This window comes from Winogradskyella endarachnes (assembly GCF_009741275.1).
Lineage (GTDB): Bacteria > Bacteroidota > Bacteroidia > Flavobacteriales > Flavobacteriaceae > Winogradskyella > Winogradskyella endarachnes.
The window spans coordinates 20,327-39,506 of the sequence record NZ_WOWS01000008.1; the positions used below are offsets into that span (position 1 = coordinate 20,327).

The 19,180-nt window shown below is 31.0% G+C and carries 16 protein-coding genes; 6 read left to right on the plus strand and 10 right to left on the minus strand.

All coding sequences use genetic code 11. The annotated features are described in order from the left end of the window. Positions 1 to 150: 150 nt before the first annotated feature. The 4 genes from GN138_RS15065 to GN138_RS15080 are packed head-to-tail and all read left to right on the plus strand — an operon-like array spanning position 151 to position 3,839. On the plus strand, positions 151 to 1,062 hold the full coding sequence (locus GN138_RS15065; protein WP_157364822.1) for a MerR family transcriptional regulator: 912 nt from the start codon (positions 151 to 153) through the stop codon (positions 1,060 to 1,062). Beyond that, positions 1,055 to 2,515, plus strand: coding sequence for a phytoene desaturase family protein (locus tag GN138_RS15070; RefSeq protein ID WP_157364823.1), 1,461 nt, complete (start codon positions 1,055 to 1,057; stop codon positions 2,513 to 2,515). Before GN138_RS15065 ends, GN138_RS15070 begins: the two co-directional genes overlap by 8 nt. A gap of 23 nt (positions 2,516 to 2,538) precedes the next feature. Next, complete coding sequence (locus tag GN138_RS15075) at positions 2,539 to 3,378, plus strand: phytoene/squalene synthase family protein (protein WP_157364824.1); 840 nt, start codon at positions 2,539 to 2,541, stop codon at positions 3,376 to 3,378. A gap of 14 nt (positions 3,379 to 3,392) precedes the next feature. After that, positions 3,393 to 3,839 carry a sterol desaturase family protein gene (locus GN138_RS15080; protein ID WP_157364825.1) on the plus strand — a complete coding sequence of 149 codons (447 nt, stop codon included), beginning with the start codon at positions 3,393 to 3,395 and terminating at the stop codon, positions 3,837 to 3,839. Here GN138_RS15080 and GN138_RS15085 read toward each other — a convergent pair whose 3' ends face one another. The 9 genes from GN138_RS15085 to GN138_RS15125 form a co-directional block, all read right to left on the minus strand. Further along, a complete protein-coding gene (locus tag GN138_RS15085) occupies positions 3,840 to 4,409 on the minus strand; it encodes a TlpA family protein disulfide reductase (protein ID WP_157364826.1) in 570 nt (189 codons plus the stop codon). Between the two features lie 80 nt (positions 4,410 to 4,489). Then, positions 4,490 to 5,368 (minus strand): anti-sigma factor, encoded by an 879-nt coding sequence (locus tag GN138_RS15090; RefSeq protein WP_157364827.1) that lies wholly within the window; start codon positions 5,366 to 5,368, stop codon positions 4,490 to 4,492. 70 nt (positions 5,369 to 5,438) lie between these two features. Next, a complete protein-coding gene (locus tag GN138_RS15095; protein WP_157364828.1) occupies positions 5,439 to 6,110 on the minus strand; it encodes a Crp/Fnr family transcriptional regulator in 672 nt (223 codons plus the stop codon). Positions 6,111 to 6,221: 111 nt separating this feature from the next. After that, positions 6,222 to 8,489, minus strand: a complete 2,268-nt coding sequence (locus GN138_RS15100; RefSeq protein WP_157364829.1) for an aconitate hydratase — start codon at positions 8,487 to 8,489, stop codon at positions 6,222 to 6,224. Between the two features lie 214 nt (positions 8,490 to 8,703). After that, entirely contained in the window at positions 8,704 to 11,478 is a 2,775-nt protein-coding gene (locus tag GN138_RS15105; RefSeq protein ID WP_157364830.1) for a bifunctional aconitate hydratase 2/2-methylisocitrate dehydratase, read from the minus strand. Positions 11,479 to 11,727: 249 nt separating this feature from the next. Next, positions 11,728 to 12,681: an AAA family ATPase gene (locus tag GN138_RS15110; RefSeq protein ID WP_157364831.1), complete on the minus strand. Its 954-nt coding sequence runs from the start codon at positions 12,679 to 12,681 to the stop codon at positions 11,728 to 11,730. Positions 12,682 to 12,687: 6 nt separating this feature from the next. Next, positions 12,688 to 14,142, minus strand: a complete 1,455-nt coding sequence (locus tag GN138_RS15115; protein WP_157364832.1) for a peptidylprolyl isomerase — start codon at positions 14,140 to 14,142, stop codon at positions 12,688 to 12,690. Beyond that, positions 14,090 to 14,941: a peptidyl-prolyl cis-trans isomerase gene (locus tag GN138_RS15120; RefSeq protein WP_157364833.1), complete on the minus strand. Its 852-nt coding sequence runs from the start codon at positions 14,939 to 14,941 to the stop codon at positions 14,090 to 14,092. Before GN138_RS15120 ends, GN138_RS15115 begins: the two co-directional genes overlap by 53 nt. Positions 14,942 to 14,951: 10 nt before the next feature. Continuing rightward, positions 14,952 to 16,901: a peptidylprolyl isomerase gene (locus GN138_RS15125; protein WP_157364834.1), complete on the minus strand. Its 1,950-nt coding sequence runs from the start codon at positions 16,899 to 16,901 to the stop codon at positions 14,952 to 14,954. 256 nt (positions 16,902 to 17,157) lie between these two features. Between GN138_RS15125 and GN138_RS15130 the strand changes: the two genes are divergently transcribed. Together GN138_RS15130 and GN138_RS15135 are read left to right on the plus strand one after the other, a co-directional pair. After that, positions 17,158 to 17,616: an SRPBCC family protein gene (locus GN138_RS15130; protein WP_157364835.1), complete on the plus strand. Its 459-nt coding sequence runs from the start codon at positions 17,158 to 17,160 to the stop codon at positions 17,614 to 17,616. A gap of 14 nt (positions 17,617 to 17,630) precedes the next feature. Further along, positions 17,631 to 17,870 carry a hypothetical protein gene (locus tag GN138_RS15135; protein ID WP_157364836.1) on the plus strand — a complete coding sequence of 80 codons (240 nt, stop codon included), beginning with the start codon at positions 17,631 to 17,633 and terminating at the stop codon, positions 17,868 to 17,870. Positions 17,871 to 17,919: 49 nt separating this feature from the next. Here GN138_RS15135 and GN138_RS15140 read toward each other — a convergent pair whose 3' ends face one another. Next, positions 17,920 to 19,068 carry a lycopene cyclase family protein gene (locus GN138_RS15140; protein ID WP_157364837.1) on the minus strand — a complete coding sequence of 383 codons (1,149 nt, stop codon included), beginning with the start codon at positions 19,066 to 19,068 and terminating at the stop codon, positions 17,920 to 17,922. Positions 19,069 to 19,180 lie beyond the last annotated feature (112 nt).

Genomic DNA, 19,180 nt, shown 5'->3' on the forward strand with positions numbered 1-19,180 from the left:
GGTTTTTAAAATGGCTAAAAACTTGGGTATCTAGTCCAAATCTTTAAAATTTCTAATCCTGAAGACAAATATAAAATTCATAAATAATCTTTAAAATTAGTTAACTTATAAAAATATAATGTATTTTTGTTTAACTTATTTTATAAATAAATGAACAATATTAAAAATCGTTTCAGTATTAAAGACTTAGAAAACCTAACAGGTATTAAAGCACATACTATTAGAATATGGGAGAAACGATACAATTTGTTAGAACCTAAGCGAACTGATACCAATATCCGTTATTACGATTTAGAGAATTTTCAAAAACTATTAAATATTAGTTTTCTTAATAATAACGGTTATAAAATATCAAAAATTAGCAAAATTAGTGAGCCCGAAATTTTAGAACTCGTTAAAACTATTGCCATAAACGAAGATTCTAACAATCATGCCATTAATTCTTTTAAACTGGCAATGCTTAATTTTGATCAAAAGTTGTTTTTTAAAACATACGATTCCCTGTTAACAGAAAAACCTTTTAGTTATATTTTTCATGAGGTTTTTGTACCAATGCTTAACAGTATAGGTATTCTTTGGCAAACCGATACTATAACACCTGCCCACGAACATTTTATTTGCTCCTTAATTAGACAGAAAATAATCTCTAATACCGAAAAAGCACACCAAAAATCCGTTAATGAGTCTAAAAAGACTTTTGTTTTATACTTACCAGATAACGAAATACACGAGTTAGGTTTATTATACATAAATTACGAAATTATAAATAATGGTTTTCACTCCATTTTCCTTGGACCAAGTGTTCCTGTAGAGAACCTAAAACATCTTCAAGACTTTTACAACGATATTACATATATTTCTTACTTCACAATTAAGCCAGAGAAAGAAAATGTAATACAGTATATTGAAACTTTTACAAACGAAATTCTAAAATCTAGTAATTCTAAATTTTGGATTTTAGGACATATGTTAACTCAAGTTAATCTTGAAAATTTGCCAGAAAGCATAAAAACCTTTAACAGTATTAAAACGTTAACTGAAACCCTATTAATAAATGACTAAAACAGTAAGTATTATTGGTTCAGGATTTTCTGCATTATCAGCATCTTGCTATTTAGCAAAAGCTGGTTTTAAAGTTTCGATTTATGAAAAAAATGCCACTGTTGGAGGAAGAGCCAGACAATTAAAAAAAGAAGGTTTTACTTTTGATATGGGTCCAAGTTGGTATTGGATGCCAGATATTTTTGAAAAATTCTTTAATGATTTTGGTAAAAAAACAAGTGATTTTTACGAACTAGATAAATTAAGTCCGGCCTATAAAATATTCTTTTCAGATGATGTTATAACCATAGGTGACCAAATGGATAAAATCTGCACGGAATTTGAACGTATTGAACCTGGGAGTTCTAAACCATTACGTAAATTTATAGCTAAAGCCCAAGACCATTATAATATTGCTATAAACAAAGTAGTTTTAAAGCCTGGTCTTTCACCATTTGAATTGGTTACAAAAGAAACCATAACACGCTTAGATCAATTTTATAAAACCATTAGTTCTGAGGTTCGTAAAAAATTTAAGAATCCAAAATTGATATCAACTTTAGAATTTCCGGTACTATTTCTTGGCGCTAAACCAAATAAAACACCATCGTTTTATAGTTTTATGAACTTTGCCGATTTTGGCTTAGGAACATGGCATCCCAAAGGTGGTATGTACCAAATTGTAATAGCCATGAAATCTCTGGCCGAAAGTTTAGGTGTCTCAATGCATACCCATTGTGCTGTTGAAAAGATTGGTGTAAATAACAAAAAAGCAAAATATATAATTGTTAATGGTGAAACTATTCTATCTGATGTTGTTTTAAGTGGAGCAGATTATCATCATTCTGAAACACTGTTAGACTCTAAACATAGACAGTACACCGAAGAATATTGGAAAAGTAAAACTTTTGCACCATCTTCTTTACTGTTTTATGTTGGTTTTAATAAACAATTAAAAAATGTAGAACACCATAATTTGTTCTTTGACACTAATTTTGAAGCACATGCAAAAGACATTTACGATAATCCAAAGTGGCCAAAAGACCCTCTTTTTTATGTAAACTTCCCTTCGGTAACAGATAAAAGTATGGCACCAGATGGCTGTGAAACTGGATTTTTTTTAATTCCAATTGCTCCAGGACTAGAAGATACAGAAGAATTAAGACAACAATATTTAGATATTATTTTAAACCGATTAGAAGACCGAACTAAACAAAGTATTAAGAATAATATTCTATTTATTGACTCTTATTGTGTTAATGATTTTATTGAAGATTACAATTCTTATAAAGGGAACGCATACGGAATGGCAAATACATTAATGCAGACTGCTTTTTTAAGACCTAAATTAAAAAGTAAAAAGGTTGAAGCATTATATTTTACGGGTCAACTAACCGTGCCAGGACCAGGTGTACCACCAGCATTAATATCAGGTAAATTAGTTGCAGAACTTATTGAAAAAAATGAACTATAACACCACCAAAACATAACTAAATTATGAAATCAATTTTCGACAATGTATCTAAAGAATGTAGTAAAGCTGTAACAAACGCCTACAGCACGTCATTTTCTTTAGCTACCAAAATGTTATCAAATAGTATTAGGCAAGATATCTATAACATTTATGGGTTTGTAAGATTTGCAGACGAAATTGTCGACTCTTTTCACGATTATAATAAAGAGGTTTTATTTAATAATTTTGAAAGAGATTTAGAAGATGCTTTAGAAAATAAGATTAGTCTAAACCCTATTCTAAATGCTTTTCAAGAAACTTATCATACCTATAAAATTGATAAGCATATGGTAGACTCATTTATGGATAGTATGCGCTTAGACCTTCATAAAAACAATTACCTAACACAACAAGAATTTAAAGATTATATATATGGTTCCGCTGATGTTGTTGGACTAATGTGTTTAAAAGTTTTTGTTAATGGTGATAATGACAAATACGAAAGTCTTAAAGATTCCGCAATGAGTTTAGGTTCTGCGTTTCAAAAAGTGAACTTTTTACGCGATTTAAAAGCTGATTTTGAAGATTTAAACCGCTCCTATTTTCCCAATACAGATTTAAGTCAATTAAATGAATCTTCAAAAAGACAAATTATAACAGAAATTGAATCTGATTTTGCAAAAGGACTAGAAGGTATTAAACGTTTACCTCTTGAAGCAAGATTTGGTGTTTTTATGGCATACCGCTATTACAATAAATTATTAGAAAAACTAAAGAAAACACCCGCTCTACAGATAAAATCTACAAGAATTAGAGTACCCAATTATAAAAAAGTTGAGTTACTTACTCGTAGTTATGTAAAATATCAATTAAATTTACTTTAATATATAGTATAGCTATGCAAACCATTTTTTGGATAATAATTTTTTTAGGAACATTTTTTATTATGGAGTTTAATGCTTGGTTTACGCACAAGTATATAATGCATGGATTTTTATGGAGTTTGCATAAAGACCATCACCATAAAGACCATGATAGTTGGTTTGAGCGCAATGACACGTTTTTCATTTTTTACGCCATTGTAAGTATAACTTGTTTTTATTTATGGAGCTATGGAGACGTATGGTACACTTTACCTATTGGTCTTGGAATATTAGTTTATGGAATAGCTTATTTTATTGTACATGATATATTTATCCATCAACGTTTTAAATTGTTTAGAAATGTGGATAATAAATATGCAAGAGGCTTAAGACGTGCTCATAAAATTCATCACAAACACCTTGGTAAAAAAGATGGAGAAAATTTTGGAATGCTTATAGTACCATTTAAGTACTTTAAATAATTATTCTGAAAGTAATGCGTTGAGTTGATTTTTTACTTTCTCACTATTCCAGTTAACAGCGCCAGTTTCATCAATAACAATTTCTCCTTTTTTATTTATTACCAATGTTCTTGGTATAGAACTCGTTTTTAATTCTGAAGGCGTCGTTATTAAAGGATTAAACACCTCAAAATTAAAATTCCGCTTTGTTTTAAAGCTTTCAACTGTTTCAAACTTATCTTGTGTAACAAATAGGAATACTACTTTATCACCATAATCGTTATACAAATTTTGTAAACTTGGCATTTCTGCTATACAAGGAGGACACCATGTAGCCCAAAAATTAATTAATATTACTTCACCTTTTAAATCTTCAAAGTTCAAGGTTCTATTCCTATCTGATTTTAATAACCATTTTGAATTTGTTATTGTTAATCTATTCTTTTCCTCTACTATAGATGAATGATTTACATAACTTAATCCTTTATGCATCCATACTTGAATAAATTGTCTAGACTGTGGTATAATCATTAAAATTATAAATAACAGAAAAATAAAATTTACGATTTTACTCTTTAATGATTTAGTCATTTTAAAAATAATTTAAATAGAAGAAGCGTAATAACAAACAAATGTTATTACGCTTCAAATCTAACAAATTAAAACTTAATTTAATTTCTCGTTACAACACCAGAAATAACAGAAACTGGCCCAGCCTCTAAATCAATTGTTGTATGTACCATAGCATCAGTAGGAACCATATCTGCTAACGGCTTTAGAGTAAAAGGTAGTTCACTATTATCTGGACTTGGCTCTACAGAAATTACAATTGTAGTACCTCTTAAATCCGTTGGAAAAGTAAATCCATCTGGTGCATTTTGTAAATAATCTTCTCCAGGATATGCTGGTCCATCACTTGTATCTCCTTTAAACATAGAAGTTGAGGCATTATCATCTGCTGCTGCTGGGTCCGTAAAAGTACCCGTACTTATCGGTGTACCATCAATAACAGCCCAACCTTCATAAACCCAACCAGCGGTTAATGTTGGTAAATTTAAACCTGTAACTGCTGCTCCACTAGAGTTATCTAGAAACCATACTCCACTTTCTTCATTTGAATCGTCTGCATCTGTTGGTGTAGCCAAAATGTAGGTTCCTGTAGACGTGCTAAAATCTGCTACAATACCATTTGAATCTACACTTGCTGTTACACCAGAAAAATCGCCAGCTAAAATTTTTGTATCTGCTGGAGCTGGATCAGTATCTACTGCTGGTTCTATAGAAAGCACAAAAGTTGTTGCGTTATCTAATTGCTCCGAATCTACAGAAAAAGTTTGTGGAAAATCTACACTACTAAATGTTCCTGTTGATACAGGTGAACCATCTACAATTATCCATCCTTCATAAACATAATCGTCTCCTAAAGCCTCTAAACCATCAAAATTAAGGATTAAATCTGAATTTGAATTAACAACATTGTTGTCGTCGTCGTCACTACATGAGCTGGCAAAAATCCCTAATGCCAAAGCTGCTAAAATCATTTTTTTCATTGCTTGTTTGTTTTTAATTATAAGTCAAAATTAAAAAAGCAATTTCCTATAAAATGTTAGGTAGCTAACATTAGGCAGATTTTTTTAAGATTCTTATTTCTTTTCTGTTAAAATCTAAGTAATTTTCTTCTTTTAATTCATTTAAAAGAATATTTATAGTTGGTCTCGAAGTCCCTATTAAAGACGCTATATCTTTTTGCGTATAAGGATGATTTATAATATGGTCACCCGTTTTCTCACAGTCGTAACCAAAATCTAAACAAAGTTCATTTAAAAATTCCATCAACCTAGTTTTTGTGTCCTTAAATAATAGTAACTGAAGCCTACGCTCTAACTTTTTAAATTTAAGACCAATAAATTTATAGACTTTAAAACTAAAAGTTTGATTGTCTCGCATTAAGTTATGCATGGTGTCAACACCTATTGAACAAATAGATGTACTATTATCAATAGATTGTGCAAATTCATCTCGTTTTTCGTCACCTAGTATGGCTTTTTCTCCAAACAGCTCACCTTTAGTAAGTATAGCTTTTACAATTTCTTCGCCATCTTCACTGTAGTAACCAATTTTTACTTTGCCTTTTTCTATGAGGTATAGTTTATTGGCTGAATCTAATTCAAAATAGATATAATCATTCTTTCTAAAAGCACAAAAATCGTGCTCTTTTTTATAAGCTTTAAATTTATGAGGACAGAGTACCTTAAATAGGTTAACATCGTCAAAGAACCACAGTGACTGCATTATTTTAAGTGTATTTGTTAGATGGATTTTGAGTCGGTCTAAACATCTAAAACTTACAAAATAAAAAAGCCCTTGATTTCTCAAGAGCTTTGTTTAAATTTTTAATATTAATTAAGCATTCTCTTTCTTTATTAAATTTAATGCAGAACCTTCATTATACCAATCAATTTGTGCTTGATTATAAGTGTGGTTTAGAACAATAGTATCTTTGCTTCCATCTGCATGAACAACTTCTACATTTAGAGGCTTATCTGGTGCAAACTCATTTAAATCTAAGAAGTTAAATGTATCATCTTCTTGAATTAAATCGTAATCTGTTTCATTTGCAAAAGTTAAACCTAACATACCTTGCTTCTTAAGGTTTGTTTCATGAATACGTGCAAAAGATTTTACAATAACAGCTACAACTCCGAGATGTCTTGGCTCCATGGCTGCATGCTCTCTAGAAGATCCTTCTCCATAGTTATGATCCCCAACAACAATAGATTTAATATTAGCTGCTTTATATGCTCTTGCAGTATCTGGTACACCTCCAAAATCTCCTGTTAATTGATTTTTAACAAAATTCGTTTTCTTTCCAAAAGCATTTACAGCTCCAATTAAACAATTGTTAGAAATATTATCTAGATGACCTCTAAACCGTAACCATGGTCCTGCCATAGAAATATGGTCTGTTGTACATTTTCCGAACGCTTTAATTAATAATTTAGCTCCTTTTATCTCATTTCCAATAGGTTCAAAAGGGGTTAATAACTGCAATCTCTCTGAAGTAGGGCTAACAGAAACTACTACATTACTTCCATCTTCTACAGGCGCCAAATAACCGTTTTCTTTCACTTCAAACCCTTTAGGTGGTAATTCCCATCCTGTTGGCTCTTCAAACATTACTTCTTCACCATTTTCGTTTATTAATTTATCCGTCATTGGATTAAAATCTAAACGACCTGCAACCGCAATAGCAGCGGTTAATTCTGGAGAGGCGACAAAAGCATGTGTATTTGGGTTACCATCTGCACGTTTTGCAAAATTTCTATTAAATGAATGTACTATACTATTTTTAGGAGCATTTTTTGGGTCACTATATCTTGCCCATTGCCCTATGCAAGGTCCGCATGCATTAGTAAAAATTTTTGCATCTAATTCTTCAAAAATTCCTAAAATTCCATCTCTATCTGCTGTATATCTTACTTGCTCAGAACCGGGATTAATACCTAATTCTGCTTTCATTTTTAACCCTTTATCCAAGGCTTGTTGTGCTATAGATGAAGCTCTAGATAAATCCTCGTAAGATGAATTAGTACAAGACCCTATTAAACCCCATTCTACTTGTATAGGCCAATCGTTAGCTTTAGCCTTTTCTGTCATTTCTTTTCCGGCTGTTGTTGATAAGTCTGGTGTAAATGGGCCATTTAATAACGGGCCTAGTTTAGATAAATCTATCTCTATAACTTGATCAAAATAAGCTTCTGGATTTTCATAGACCTCTGCATCACCCGTTAAATAAGATTTAATTTTGTTAGCCGCATCTGCTATATCTGCTCTATCAGTTGCTCGTAAATAGCGTTCCATAGAATCATCGTATCCAAAAGTAGAGGTTGTAGCTCCTATTTCTGCGCCCATATTACATATTGTTCCTTTTCCTGTGCAAGACATTGCAGTTGCCCCAGGACCAAAATATTCTACAATTGCTCCTGTTCCTCCTTTTACAGTTAAAATTTCTGCCACTTTTAATATAACATCCTTAGGTGCTGTCCATCCCGATAGTTTTCCTGTTAATTTAACACCAATTAATTTAGGGAATTTAAGTTCCCAAGGCATGCCGGCCATTACGTCTACTGCATCTGCTCCACCTACTCCAATAGCTACCATTCCTAATCCACCAGCATTAACAGTATGAGAATCTGTACCTATCATCATACCTCCAGGGAAAGCATAATTTTCTAAAACTACTTGGTGAATAATACCTGCGCCAGGTTTCCAAAAGCCAATTCCGTATTTATTAGATACCGACTCTAAGAAATTAAATACCTCGCTACTAGTATTATTAGCATGTTTTAAATCTGTCTCAGCTCCATCTTTTGCTTGTATTAAATGATCACAATGCACAGTTGTTGGTACGGCAACTTTAGGCTTACCAGCTTGCATAAACTGTAATAAAGCCATTTGTGCAGTTGCATCTTGACATGCAACACGATCTGGAGCAAAATCTACATAATCTTTTCCTCTTGTGAATTCTGTACTAGGTTTTCCGTCCCATAAGTGTGAGTAAAGAATCTTCTCTGAAAGCGTTAAAGGCTTACCAACAATTTCCTTAGCTGCATCAACACGCTCTTTTATTTTGCTGTAAACACCTTTAATCATATCAATATCAAATGCCATAGTATTTTATTTTTTTTATTGTTTCCACTAATATACAAAATGCAATATGACTTTAAAAGTGAATAACATATATATATCAGTATAGTAGCATAGGTATAATCTATTACTAATATTTTTAAATTGATCTACTACCGATTACCTACATTATTAAATTTTAAATAAAAAAAAGCTCGAATCAATGATTCGAGCTTTTGTTAATAATTATTATAAATACTTATCTTACTAATTGCTTCGTAGAAGGCTTAAATTTTGTTAATACAATGCCATCTACTGCAGCTTCATATTCCGCCATTGTAGGTGTTCTTCCTAAAATAGTTGAAAGTACAACTACTGGAGTAGATGATAGTAAAGATTCTCCTTTTTTATCACCAGTATCTTTTACAACTCTACCCTGAAATAAACGTGTAGAGGTTGCCATAACCGTATCTCCAGGTTCTGCTTTTTCTTGATTACCCATACAAAGGTTACATCCTGGACGCTCTAAATATAACATATTCTCATACTTAGTACGAGCTAATCCTTTTGGAGCATTGTCATCAAACTCAAACCCTGAATATCTTTGTAGTACTTCCCAATCTCCTTCTTCTTTTAACTCATCTACAATATTATAAGTAGGTGGCGCAACTACTAATGGTGCTTTAAATTCTACTTTACCATGTTGTGCTTCAACATTTTTTAACATTTGCGCTAATATTTTCATATCACCTTTATGAACCATACAAGACCCTACAAATCCTAAGTCTACTTTTTTGGTTCCTCCATAATAAGATAAAGGACGAATATTATCATGTGTATAACGCTTAGAAACATCTTCATTATTAACATCTGGATCTGCAATCATTGGTTCTGCAATCTCATCTAAATCAATAATAACTTCTGCATAATATTTAGCATCTGCATCTGGTCTTAAAGAAGGCTTAATGCCTGTTTTAAGCTCTGTTATTCTCGTTTCTGCTTTATCTACAAGTCCTTTAAGTACTTGTTTTTCATTATCCATACCCTTTTCAATCATGATTTGGATACGACCTTTTGCTATTTCTAATGATTCAATTAAAGTATCATCTTCAGAAATACAGATTGAAGCTTTAGCTTTCATTTCTGCAGTCCAATCTGTGAATGTAAAGGCTTCATCTGAAGTCAATGTTCCAATATGAACCTCAATCACTCGACCTTGAAATACATTTTCACCACCAAATTGTTTTAGCATTTGTTGTTGTGTAGCATGTACCACATCACGGAAATCCATGTATGACCTCATCTCACCCTTAAAGGTAACTTTTACTGATTCAGGAATTGGCATACTTGCCTCACCCGTAGCTAATGCTAATGCTACTGTACCTGAGTCTGCTCCAAAGGCAACACCTTTAGACATACGTGTATGTGAATCTCCTCCAATAATAATATCCCAATCACCAACAGTTATATCATTAAGAACTTTATGGATAACATCTGTCATTGGAAAATATTTTCCTTTTGGATCACGACCAGTAATTAGACCAAAGTCGTTCATAAACTTCATTAATCTAGGAATATTGGCTTTAGATTTATCATCCCATACTGATGCAGTATGACAACCAGATTGATAAGCTCCATCTACAATTGGAGAAATAACTGTTGCAGCCATCATTTCTAGTTCTTGTGACGTCATTAAACCAGTAGTATCTTGAGAACCTACAATATTTACTTCTGCACGTACGTATGATCCTGCATGCAATGTTGCACCTGAAGTACCAACAGCATTTTTATTAAATATTTTTTCTACAGCTGTTAAACCTTGACCTTCTATAGACACTTCTTTTGATGGCGCGTAAACTTGCGGTACATCTATACCTAATACTTTACATGCAAAAGTTTGTAATTTTTTACCAAAAACTACGGCATAAGACCCACCAGCTTTCATGAACTCCATTTTTTGAGGCGTAAATGCTGCTGACACGTCTTTTAACTCAACATTACCGTGGTATAATTTTTTCTCTTTTGTATTTATGGTTAATATAGTACCAGTTTCTACAGAATACATTTGTTCTAATACTGGTTCTCCATCTTCATCAACAATAGTGTTTCCGTTTTCATCTTTTTTAGATACCCAGTTTTTAAGATCTAAACCAATACCTCCAGTTACTCCAACAGTAGTTAAAAATATTGGTGCTATACCATTTGTACCTGCAATTACTGGAGCAATATTAATAAATGGCACATAAGGACTAGACGGAATCCCTGTCCATAATGCCACATTATTGACACCTGACATTCTAGAAGAACCAACTCCCATGGTTCCTTTTTCTGCAATTAACATTACACGCTTATCTGGGTGTTTTTCTTTTAATGCCAATACTTCTTTTTGCATTTCTTTATTATGCTCAAAAATACATTGTCCGTGTAATTCTCTATCTGAACGCGAATGCGCATCACCACCTGGAGATAATAAATCTGTAGAAATATCTCCAACACCAGCTATATAAGTTACAACTTCAATTTTTTCTTCTACATCTGGAAGTTTTGTAAAAAACTCTGCTTTAGAATAACTGTCTATAATGTCTTTAGCTATTTCATTTCCATTATTATAAGCTTCTTCCAATCTGTCTGTATCTGCTTCGTAAAGAAATACCTGAGTTTTTAAAACTTCGGCAGCTTGTTTTGCTATATTTTTGTCATCCCCTAAAGCTATATCTAATAATACTTTAACAGATGGTCCTCCTTTCATGTGAGATAATTGTTCAAAAGCAAAATCAATTGAAATTTCTGGTATAACAGATTCACCTAAAATTATTTCTTTTAAAAACTTAGATTTTACCGTTGCCGCGCTTGTGGTACCTGGTAAAACGTTATAAATAAAAAAGTTTAAAGACTCTTCTCTATACTCATTATTTGCGTCTTTAATTTGATCTATAATAGCACTTAATAAATCAGCGCCATCAATTGGTTTTGGATGAAGACCTATAGCTTTTCTGTCTTCAATCTCTTTTAGATAATCTTTATAAATGTTCATATATTAGAGTTATTTCTTTTTAAAAGGACACAAATCTACAAATTAAAAGAGTAATTAAAAAATATGTAACAAAATTGGAGTGAGAATAAAAAAAAACCACAAATAATCTATTTTCTTTGAGGGCAAATAAGTATTTAACAGAAAATATTATTAATACTCAATATTTTAACAAATTTGCAAATTTTCACAATTAATACGTTATAGTTATTAAATTATAACGATTATAAATAGCTACAATAAAGGTAGAGTTTAAAATAAATTTTGAATAATAGCTTCGTCTGTAATACCTTCAGCTTCGGCTTTAAAATTTTTAATAATACGATGTCTTAAAATACCAATGGCAACAGCTTGGACATCTTCTATATCTGGTGAAAATTTTCCTTTTGTTGCTGCATAGGTTTTTGCACCTAATATTAAGTTTTGAGAAGCTCTAGGGCCTGCGCCCCAATCTATAAATTCTTTTACAATTGGCGCTGCAGTATCTTCCTTTGGTCTTGTTTTAGCTACTAAAGACACCGCATACTCTATAACATTATCTGCCACGGGAATACGACGTATGACGTTTTGAAAATCTATTATTTCTTCTGCCGTAAACAAAGCATTTACAGTTGTTTTCACGTCTGTAGTGGTAGCTTTTACAACATTAACTTCTTCTTTAAATGTTGGGTATTTTAAATTTATAGCAAACATAAATCGGTCTAATTGGGCTTCTGGTAAAGGATATGTACCTTCTTGCTCAATAGGATTTTGAGTTGCTAAAACAAAATAAGGCAAATTTAACTTATATTGATGCCCAGCCACGGTAACGGACCTTTCTTGCATTGCTTCTAATAAAGCAGCCTGTGTTTTTGGAGGTGTTCTATTAATTTCATCTGCTAGAATAATATTGGAAAAAATAGGTCCTTTTATAAACTTGAACTGTCTATTTTCATCTAAAATTTCACTACCAAGTATATCACTTGGCATTAAGTCTGGTGTAAATTGAATACGTTTAAAATCTAATCCTAATGCTTTAGATATTGTATTTACCATTAAGGTTTTTGCTAAACCAGGAACACCTATTAAAAGTGAATGTCCTCCAGAAAAAATAGATATTAATATTTGATCTACAACCTCTTCTTGACCAATAATAATTTTAGCTACTTCCTCTTTTAAAGCAGCAAATTTCTTTACAAAGTTTTCAATTTTAGCAACGTCAGACATAAGCTATTATTTTTTTAACCAGTTACTTTGAAAATCACAATCTCTATACTCACCATTAATTTTAATGTAAGTTTCTGAGATGGTTTTTTTCTGCCATTCTTCAACAGCTTTAATCTGTTTATCTTGTAATGCTAAATTTTTTATTTTTAAATAATCTTTTGCAAAGTCTGCTTCATGATCATCAATACGATCTGTTACCGTTAAAATCTTAAATTTAATTCTATTAATACGATCCTCATCTTGTAAAACTTCACTAATTTCTCCATCTTTTAAATCTTGAATTTGAGAATATAATTCTGGCTCAATTCTTGTTAATTCAAAATTAAAATCTTGGGTCGTAGGATTTGTTAATTGGCCTCCTTCGTATTTAGATTCTTCCTCATCACTAAACTCTCTTGCAGCTTCAGCAAAAGTTAAAGTTCCGTCTAAAATTTTCTTTCTAACTTCTTCTATTTCATCCTTTGCTTTTTTAATAGCTTCTTGAGTTATTTCTGGACGCAATAAAATGTGCCTAACATCGTACTCTTGCCCTCTAATTTTCTCTAAATAAATAATGTGAAAACCAAAGTCCGTTTCAAAAGGCTCTGAAATTTCGCCTTCTTGCATAGAAAAAGCAACATTTCTAAACTCTTTAACCATTCTTGGCCGTTTTCTGTTTAGTGTGTATTTACCACCTGTTGATTTAGAAGCTGTATCATCTGTATAAAATAGAACTTTAGTTGTGAAGCTAGATCCGTTTTCTTCAACATCTGTTTTAAACCCTTTTAGTTTATCTATTACAGCTTGTTTTGCTTCTTCTGTTACCTCAGGTATAACAACAATTTGGGCTATTTTTAACTCTGTACCAAATGTAGGTCTTTCGTCTTTTGGAATTTCATTAAAAAATGTACGAACCTCTTCTGGTGTTACTTCTATATCACCTGTAACTTTAGCCTGCATTTCTTGGGCGAGATAATTGTTTTTGTTTATCTCATACATTTCATCTTTTAAAGCTTGCTCGGAGTCTTTTTTGTAATACTCTAGCATTTTCTCTAAATCACCATTAAGTTGACTTAATATACCCTGAAATTGCTGATCAACACGCGATTGAATCTGTAGTTCATTTACCATTATACTATCTTGAATAGCTTGGTGTGCATATAATTTACTTTCTAGCAAACTACCAAAAAGCTCACATCTTGTTAAATCTCCTAAATCTGCTCCTTGCGCCTTAAATTGCTCAATTTCTCTATCTAAATCAGACTCTAATAATATAAAATCGCCAACAACAGCTGCTACACCATCTGCTTTAATACGTGTTTTATTAGAAACAGTGTCTTTAACTTTTTCTAAAGTTGGTTTTTCGTCTTCAATAATCTCTTGAGCATTGATAAAACCGAAGAACATAATGCAAACCAAAAAGGTCGCTTTAGTTATAAATTTGAAATTGATTGTTTTTAATAGCATCTTTTGTAATATCATTTTCTAATTGCTTGATGAGCTCTAATTTCCTTTTGTTAATAACAATTTTTTTTATCGATGAATTTACATAATTCAAAGGTGCATAATCATTTTGAAGTCGCACGTCATTAACTTGCATCAAATATAGGTTTAATGAATCTTTGAGTTGTAAGAAATTAGTTTTTTTTAACAGTTGATTTTTATTAGCTTCAGTTATTATAGGAATTTTATCTGCTACACGATTCAGTTTTAACCAAAGTGAATCATTTAAAGCATACGAAACAAATTGTACCGAAATAGAATCTAAATAGCTCTTATCTTGTGCTTTAAATCGTTTAAATCGTTTTTTTATAGTGTCTAAATTTACCGGATTTAATGGTAAACTAATATATCTAAATTGTATTAAATCGTCATTAAGCTTGAAAGATTCTTTATTTTCTTGGTAAAACAATTGTGCTTCTTCTGGCTGCACTAACGTATCAATATTTTTTTTTACTAAACCTTCTAAATATGCCTTTGTAAATAAATCTACTTTGTATTGCTCTACTAATTTAGAAAAATCGGACTGCTTTTCTTCAGATAAATTAACCAAGGCACCATCCATTAAAAGTAATTGTCTTGCCCATCGATTTACATAAGCATTTACTATTAGTGTACTATCTTCTTTAGAAGTTCCTTTTGGCACAATGTCTTCTAAATCTTCTTTATAAAGATAAGTTTCATTAACTCTAGCAATAGGCTTACGGTCGTCAGATTTTTTAAAAAAATCACAACTTGTAAAAAGTAAACTTATTAGTACTATGTATATAATATTTTTCAATTAAACGTATTTAATTTATTAATTTAGATTTAACTGATTTTAATACACCATCGTTTATTTGCACATTATAACGACTGTATAAATCTTGAATCCAATTTGATTCTAATACGGCTTGATAATCATTAACAACAAGTCCTCTCGCTTCCTCAAACGTTTTAACTCTAGAAGGTATTACTTCTTTAACGTTAATAATATGATAGGCTTCATTGTGATTGTTATATACATCTGAAAGTCCTTGTTTTGCTTTAAAATCTGTTGGTAGTATAGGATTGGTAACGTTATAAATCCCTTTAGTAAATATCACATTTTCTTGATCATTTTTATTTAAGGCTTCCTTTATTTCTTCTTCAGATTTTCCTTTTTTCATAAGTTTGCGGAGCTTCTTTAAATTAGATTTATCTGAAGAAGTTGCTATTACAACATCTACTCTATCTTCCCACTTATAGTTAGATTTATTATCGTTATAGTAGGTTTCTAAACCTAATGTGTCTTTAGACGCTTTGTTCCAGATTTCTTTTTCCATTAAATCAAACAATAAAAGACCATCTCTATACTCCTTTAAAATATTTGCATAATCCTTGTTTTCTAATTCTAGATTCTCCTCTCTGTATTTAAAAACAGAGGTTTCAAAAAAGGCATCAAATTCTTTATCTACAATGGTAGCAAAAGGTAATTTATTATTTGCATAAAGACGTTGAGAATTAAATAGGTGTTTTGCAAAAGCGTTGTAAGTAAAAGGACTGTTATTAATAGTAAAAATTGGTTCTGCTTTATTTAAATCTTTTGGTACTTCCCAGCCACGTGTATAAAACTTATCATTTAATAAATTAGTAAAATAAGATTTTGCCTTTGAGTTATACTCTATTTTGTATTTTTTCTTCAGCTTAGCAAGCATTGCCTCATTAATTAATTTAGACCTAGAGTCTCTTTTTACACGTGTTACTAAAAATGCTTTAACATCTTCAAAAGGTGCTATTTCTTTTAAATCTATGCGTTTTACAATGTGCCAACCGTAAGCAGTTTTAAACGGTTTGCTGTAATCTCCATTATTTTTTAAACTAAAGGCTTCATCTTCAAATTTAGTAGAACTCAACTGACCACTTTTAAAAGGTGTTAACTTACCACCATTATTAGCAGAGCTTTTATCTTCTGAAAATTGCTTCGCTAAGGCTTCAAATGATTCACCTTGATTTAACTTTTTATAAATAGTCTGAATTCGATTTTCAGGATTTGTAAGAGAATCTTTCTGAGATTCACTAATCATTATATGTGCTGCAGTAATAGTTCCTCTTGATGTACGCTTATCATTTATCATTACAACATGATACCCAAATTGGGTTCTAAATGGCATAGAAATTTCACCTACAGGTGTGTTATAGGCAGCCGATTCAAAATCATAAACCATTTTAAAAGCAGAAAAATAACCTAAATCTTCTAAGAAAACTGTTTCACCATTGTGCATGTCTGCCTGTACAGTTTTGTAACCTTCTTTTAAAACTCGATCTCTTATCGCCAAAACTTGGTTATATGCAGCAATTGTATCTTTAGCATTTGCATCTAAGCGAACTAGTGCATGTGATGCGTTTATATCTATTTTACTTCGCTTATAAGCTTCTTCAACTAATTCATCGGTTACTTTATTTTCTGAAATGTAATTTTTTATAAGTTGCTTTTTATATCTTGTAAACTCGCGTTTATAATTTTTGTCTTCATCTAGTTTAAGATGTTTTGCCTCCTGAAGTTTTAGTTGATATTCCGTGAATAATTTTAAATAACCATCTATATCTTTTTGGCTTTCATCTTTTACTAAATCAAGGTTTTTATTATAAACTCTTAAAAACTCTGATGCCTTAATAGACGCATCACCTACTTTCAGTAAAACTTCATCGTTTTCTTGAGAAAATGAAATGTTTAGTACCAAAAGCACTACAAATAACCACTTAAACTTTAATGACTTCATTTAAACTAACTTTTAATTTGAAACTTAATGAATTTGACTAATTTTTTGAACTGAGCAAAAATAACATAAATAGCTAATCTTACAAGGTCTTTAAAATGCAATATTTATTCAATCATTGCTAGTTACGTAGTAAAAACCATACCAGTTTAACAACTCTAAAGTTTTAACGTTTATTTTAACAAATAAAACTATACAAACATCGATAAGTCAAAATAATTGTTTGCTCTTTTTCTACATTTGTTTAAAATCCCTTAGTATGCAATACGTAACCGAAGTCCTTATTAAGAAATCGATTTCAGAAGTTATAGAAAAACTAGACTCTATAGATAATTTAAAACATTGGCAAGAAGGTTTAGTAAGTACCGAACATATTTCTGGAGTACCAAGTGAACTTGGATCAATAATGCGATTAAGATATAGTTTTGGTAAACGTAAAATGGAAATTATTGAAACCGTAACTAAGCAAAATTTTCCTAATGAATTTCATGCCTCTTACACTACAAAAGGTATGCGTAACATACAAGAAAATTATTTTAAGTCTACACAAGAAAATTATACAAAATGGACGTCTAAAAACGAGTTTCAACCTACTAGTTTTAAAATGAGTGCTATGCTATTTTTAATGCCAACAGCTTTTAAAAAACAAACGGAAACATACCTCAACAATTTTAAAAATTTTGTTGAAAACGGCATTTCAGTTTCTACATCTGTTTAATTTTATCACTCAATATGCGATTATTAAAACTGATTTGGGATTTTAGAGGGCCTGCAGCTAAAAAAACAGCAGAGCACCATGTAATACATCTTAAAGAATATATCGATATTAATCATTTAGACATATCTATTGTAGATATTGAAACTGTAAGTGAGATGCATACTCTTGCCTATTTAGTGGTTGCAGAATCTAATATGAAACCAATTAGAGATGCTTTAAAACCACATAGAGGACAGGTTTATTCTGGTAATTAGATGGTTAGATGGTTAGATGGTTAATTTGAAAAAAATATTTAATTAACCTTTATCTAATAAAGAATAGGCGTTTAAAAAATGCTTGAATAAATCGTTTTGGCGGAACAGATACAATAATTTTTAAATCTTCAAGCAAAGTAGATTCTTCATCTAAAAATCTAAAAATAGTTTTAAAGTTTGCCTTCTTAAACATTGACGTAAACATTGTAGCTCCTTCATCATTATGGTTTGCTAAAACATCTAGAAATATTAAATCGTAAAACCAAAATTTCGATTTAATATGAAACTTAGACAAATCGTTTTCCGCTTTTAAAAATGAAATTAGTTTATTTGTTTTTTTAGACGTGTTGGTAAACGTATAACCTGTACTGGCTTTTGTCCATCCTCCTGAAGTTCCTATATTTAAAACATGCTTTGAATTTAAGTCTGAAAATTTAAAGGACGTCATTGGTATATTTCCTTTTTCAGTTTCTAAAACCTTATACTCTGTTATTTTTTTTTTCTTTAAATAATCTTTAATAGCATCTTCGTATTCAGATTGTTCTAGGAGTGTTTTAGAAAACAATGTATATTCAAACAATGCTGTTTTTTTATCAATAGGTAAAACATACATAAAGCGGGTATTACCTTTTTGGGCTACTGAAAAATCCATAAAAGTTGCCGTAGTATCATCAAATAATTCTTCGTAAACTTCTACAACCCAGCCAACAAAATGTTGATGTATCAGTGGGTATTTTTCTTGTTGGGAATACGCTTTAGTATTAGGCAAACTATTAAATAATTTAAGTCCTAAATAATTCCCTTTTTCTGTTATAACCTCAACCTTATTTTCTAATTCTGTAAAGTACTTAACACCATCTTCAACAAAAGTAAAATTTGGTTTCTCGTTAATAGTTTTCCAAAGCGAAGTATAAAAAGCTTCACTTCTAATCATTTTATACTGATATGATGAAATAGGAATAGTTTTAGAAAACTGTTCGCCTCCAAAATAAATATGAGACCACGTTTTAGAAACCAACTTATCCCATTCTCCCGTAGATTCTTCCCAAAAACACCAAGTTCTATCGTTTCCTTTATTAGAAAATTTATCAATAATTAATACCGATTTATCACTAAAAAACATATCATTAGCCATACGATATGCCAACATTAAACCTGCCGCACCTGCTCCTAAAATAATATAATCGTATGTTTTCAAGGTTATAAAATGGAAATTGAAATGTAAAATTAGCGGATTTATTCTTAAAAAGGGAATTAGATTCTGGCACAAAGGCTAATATTATTTTATTTAACTTTATTTTAGATTAAAA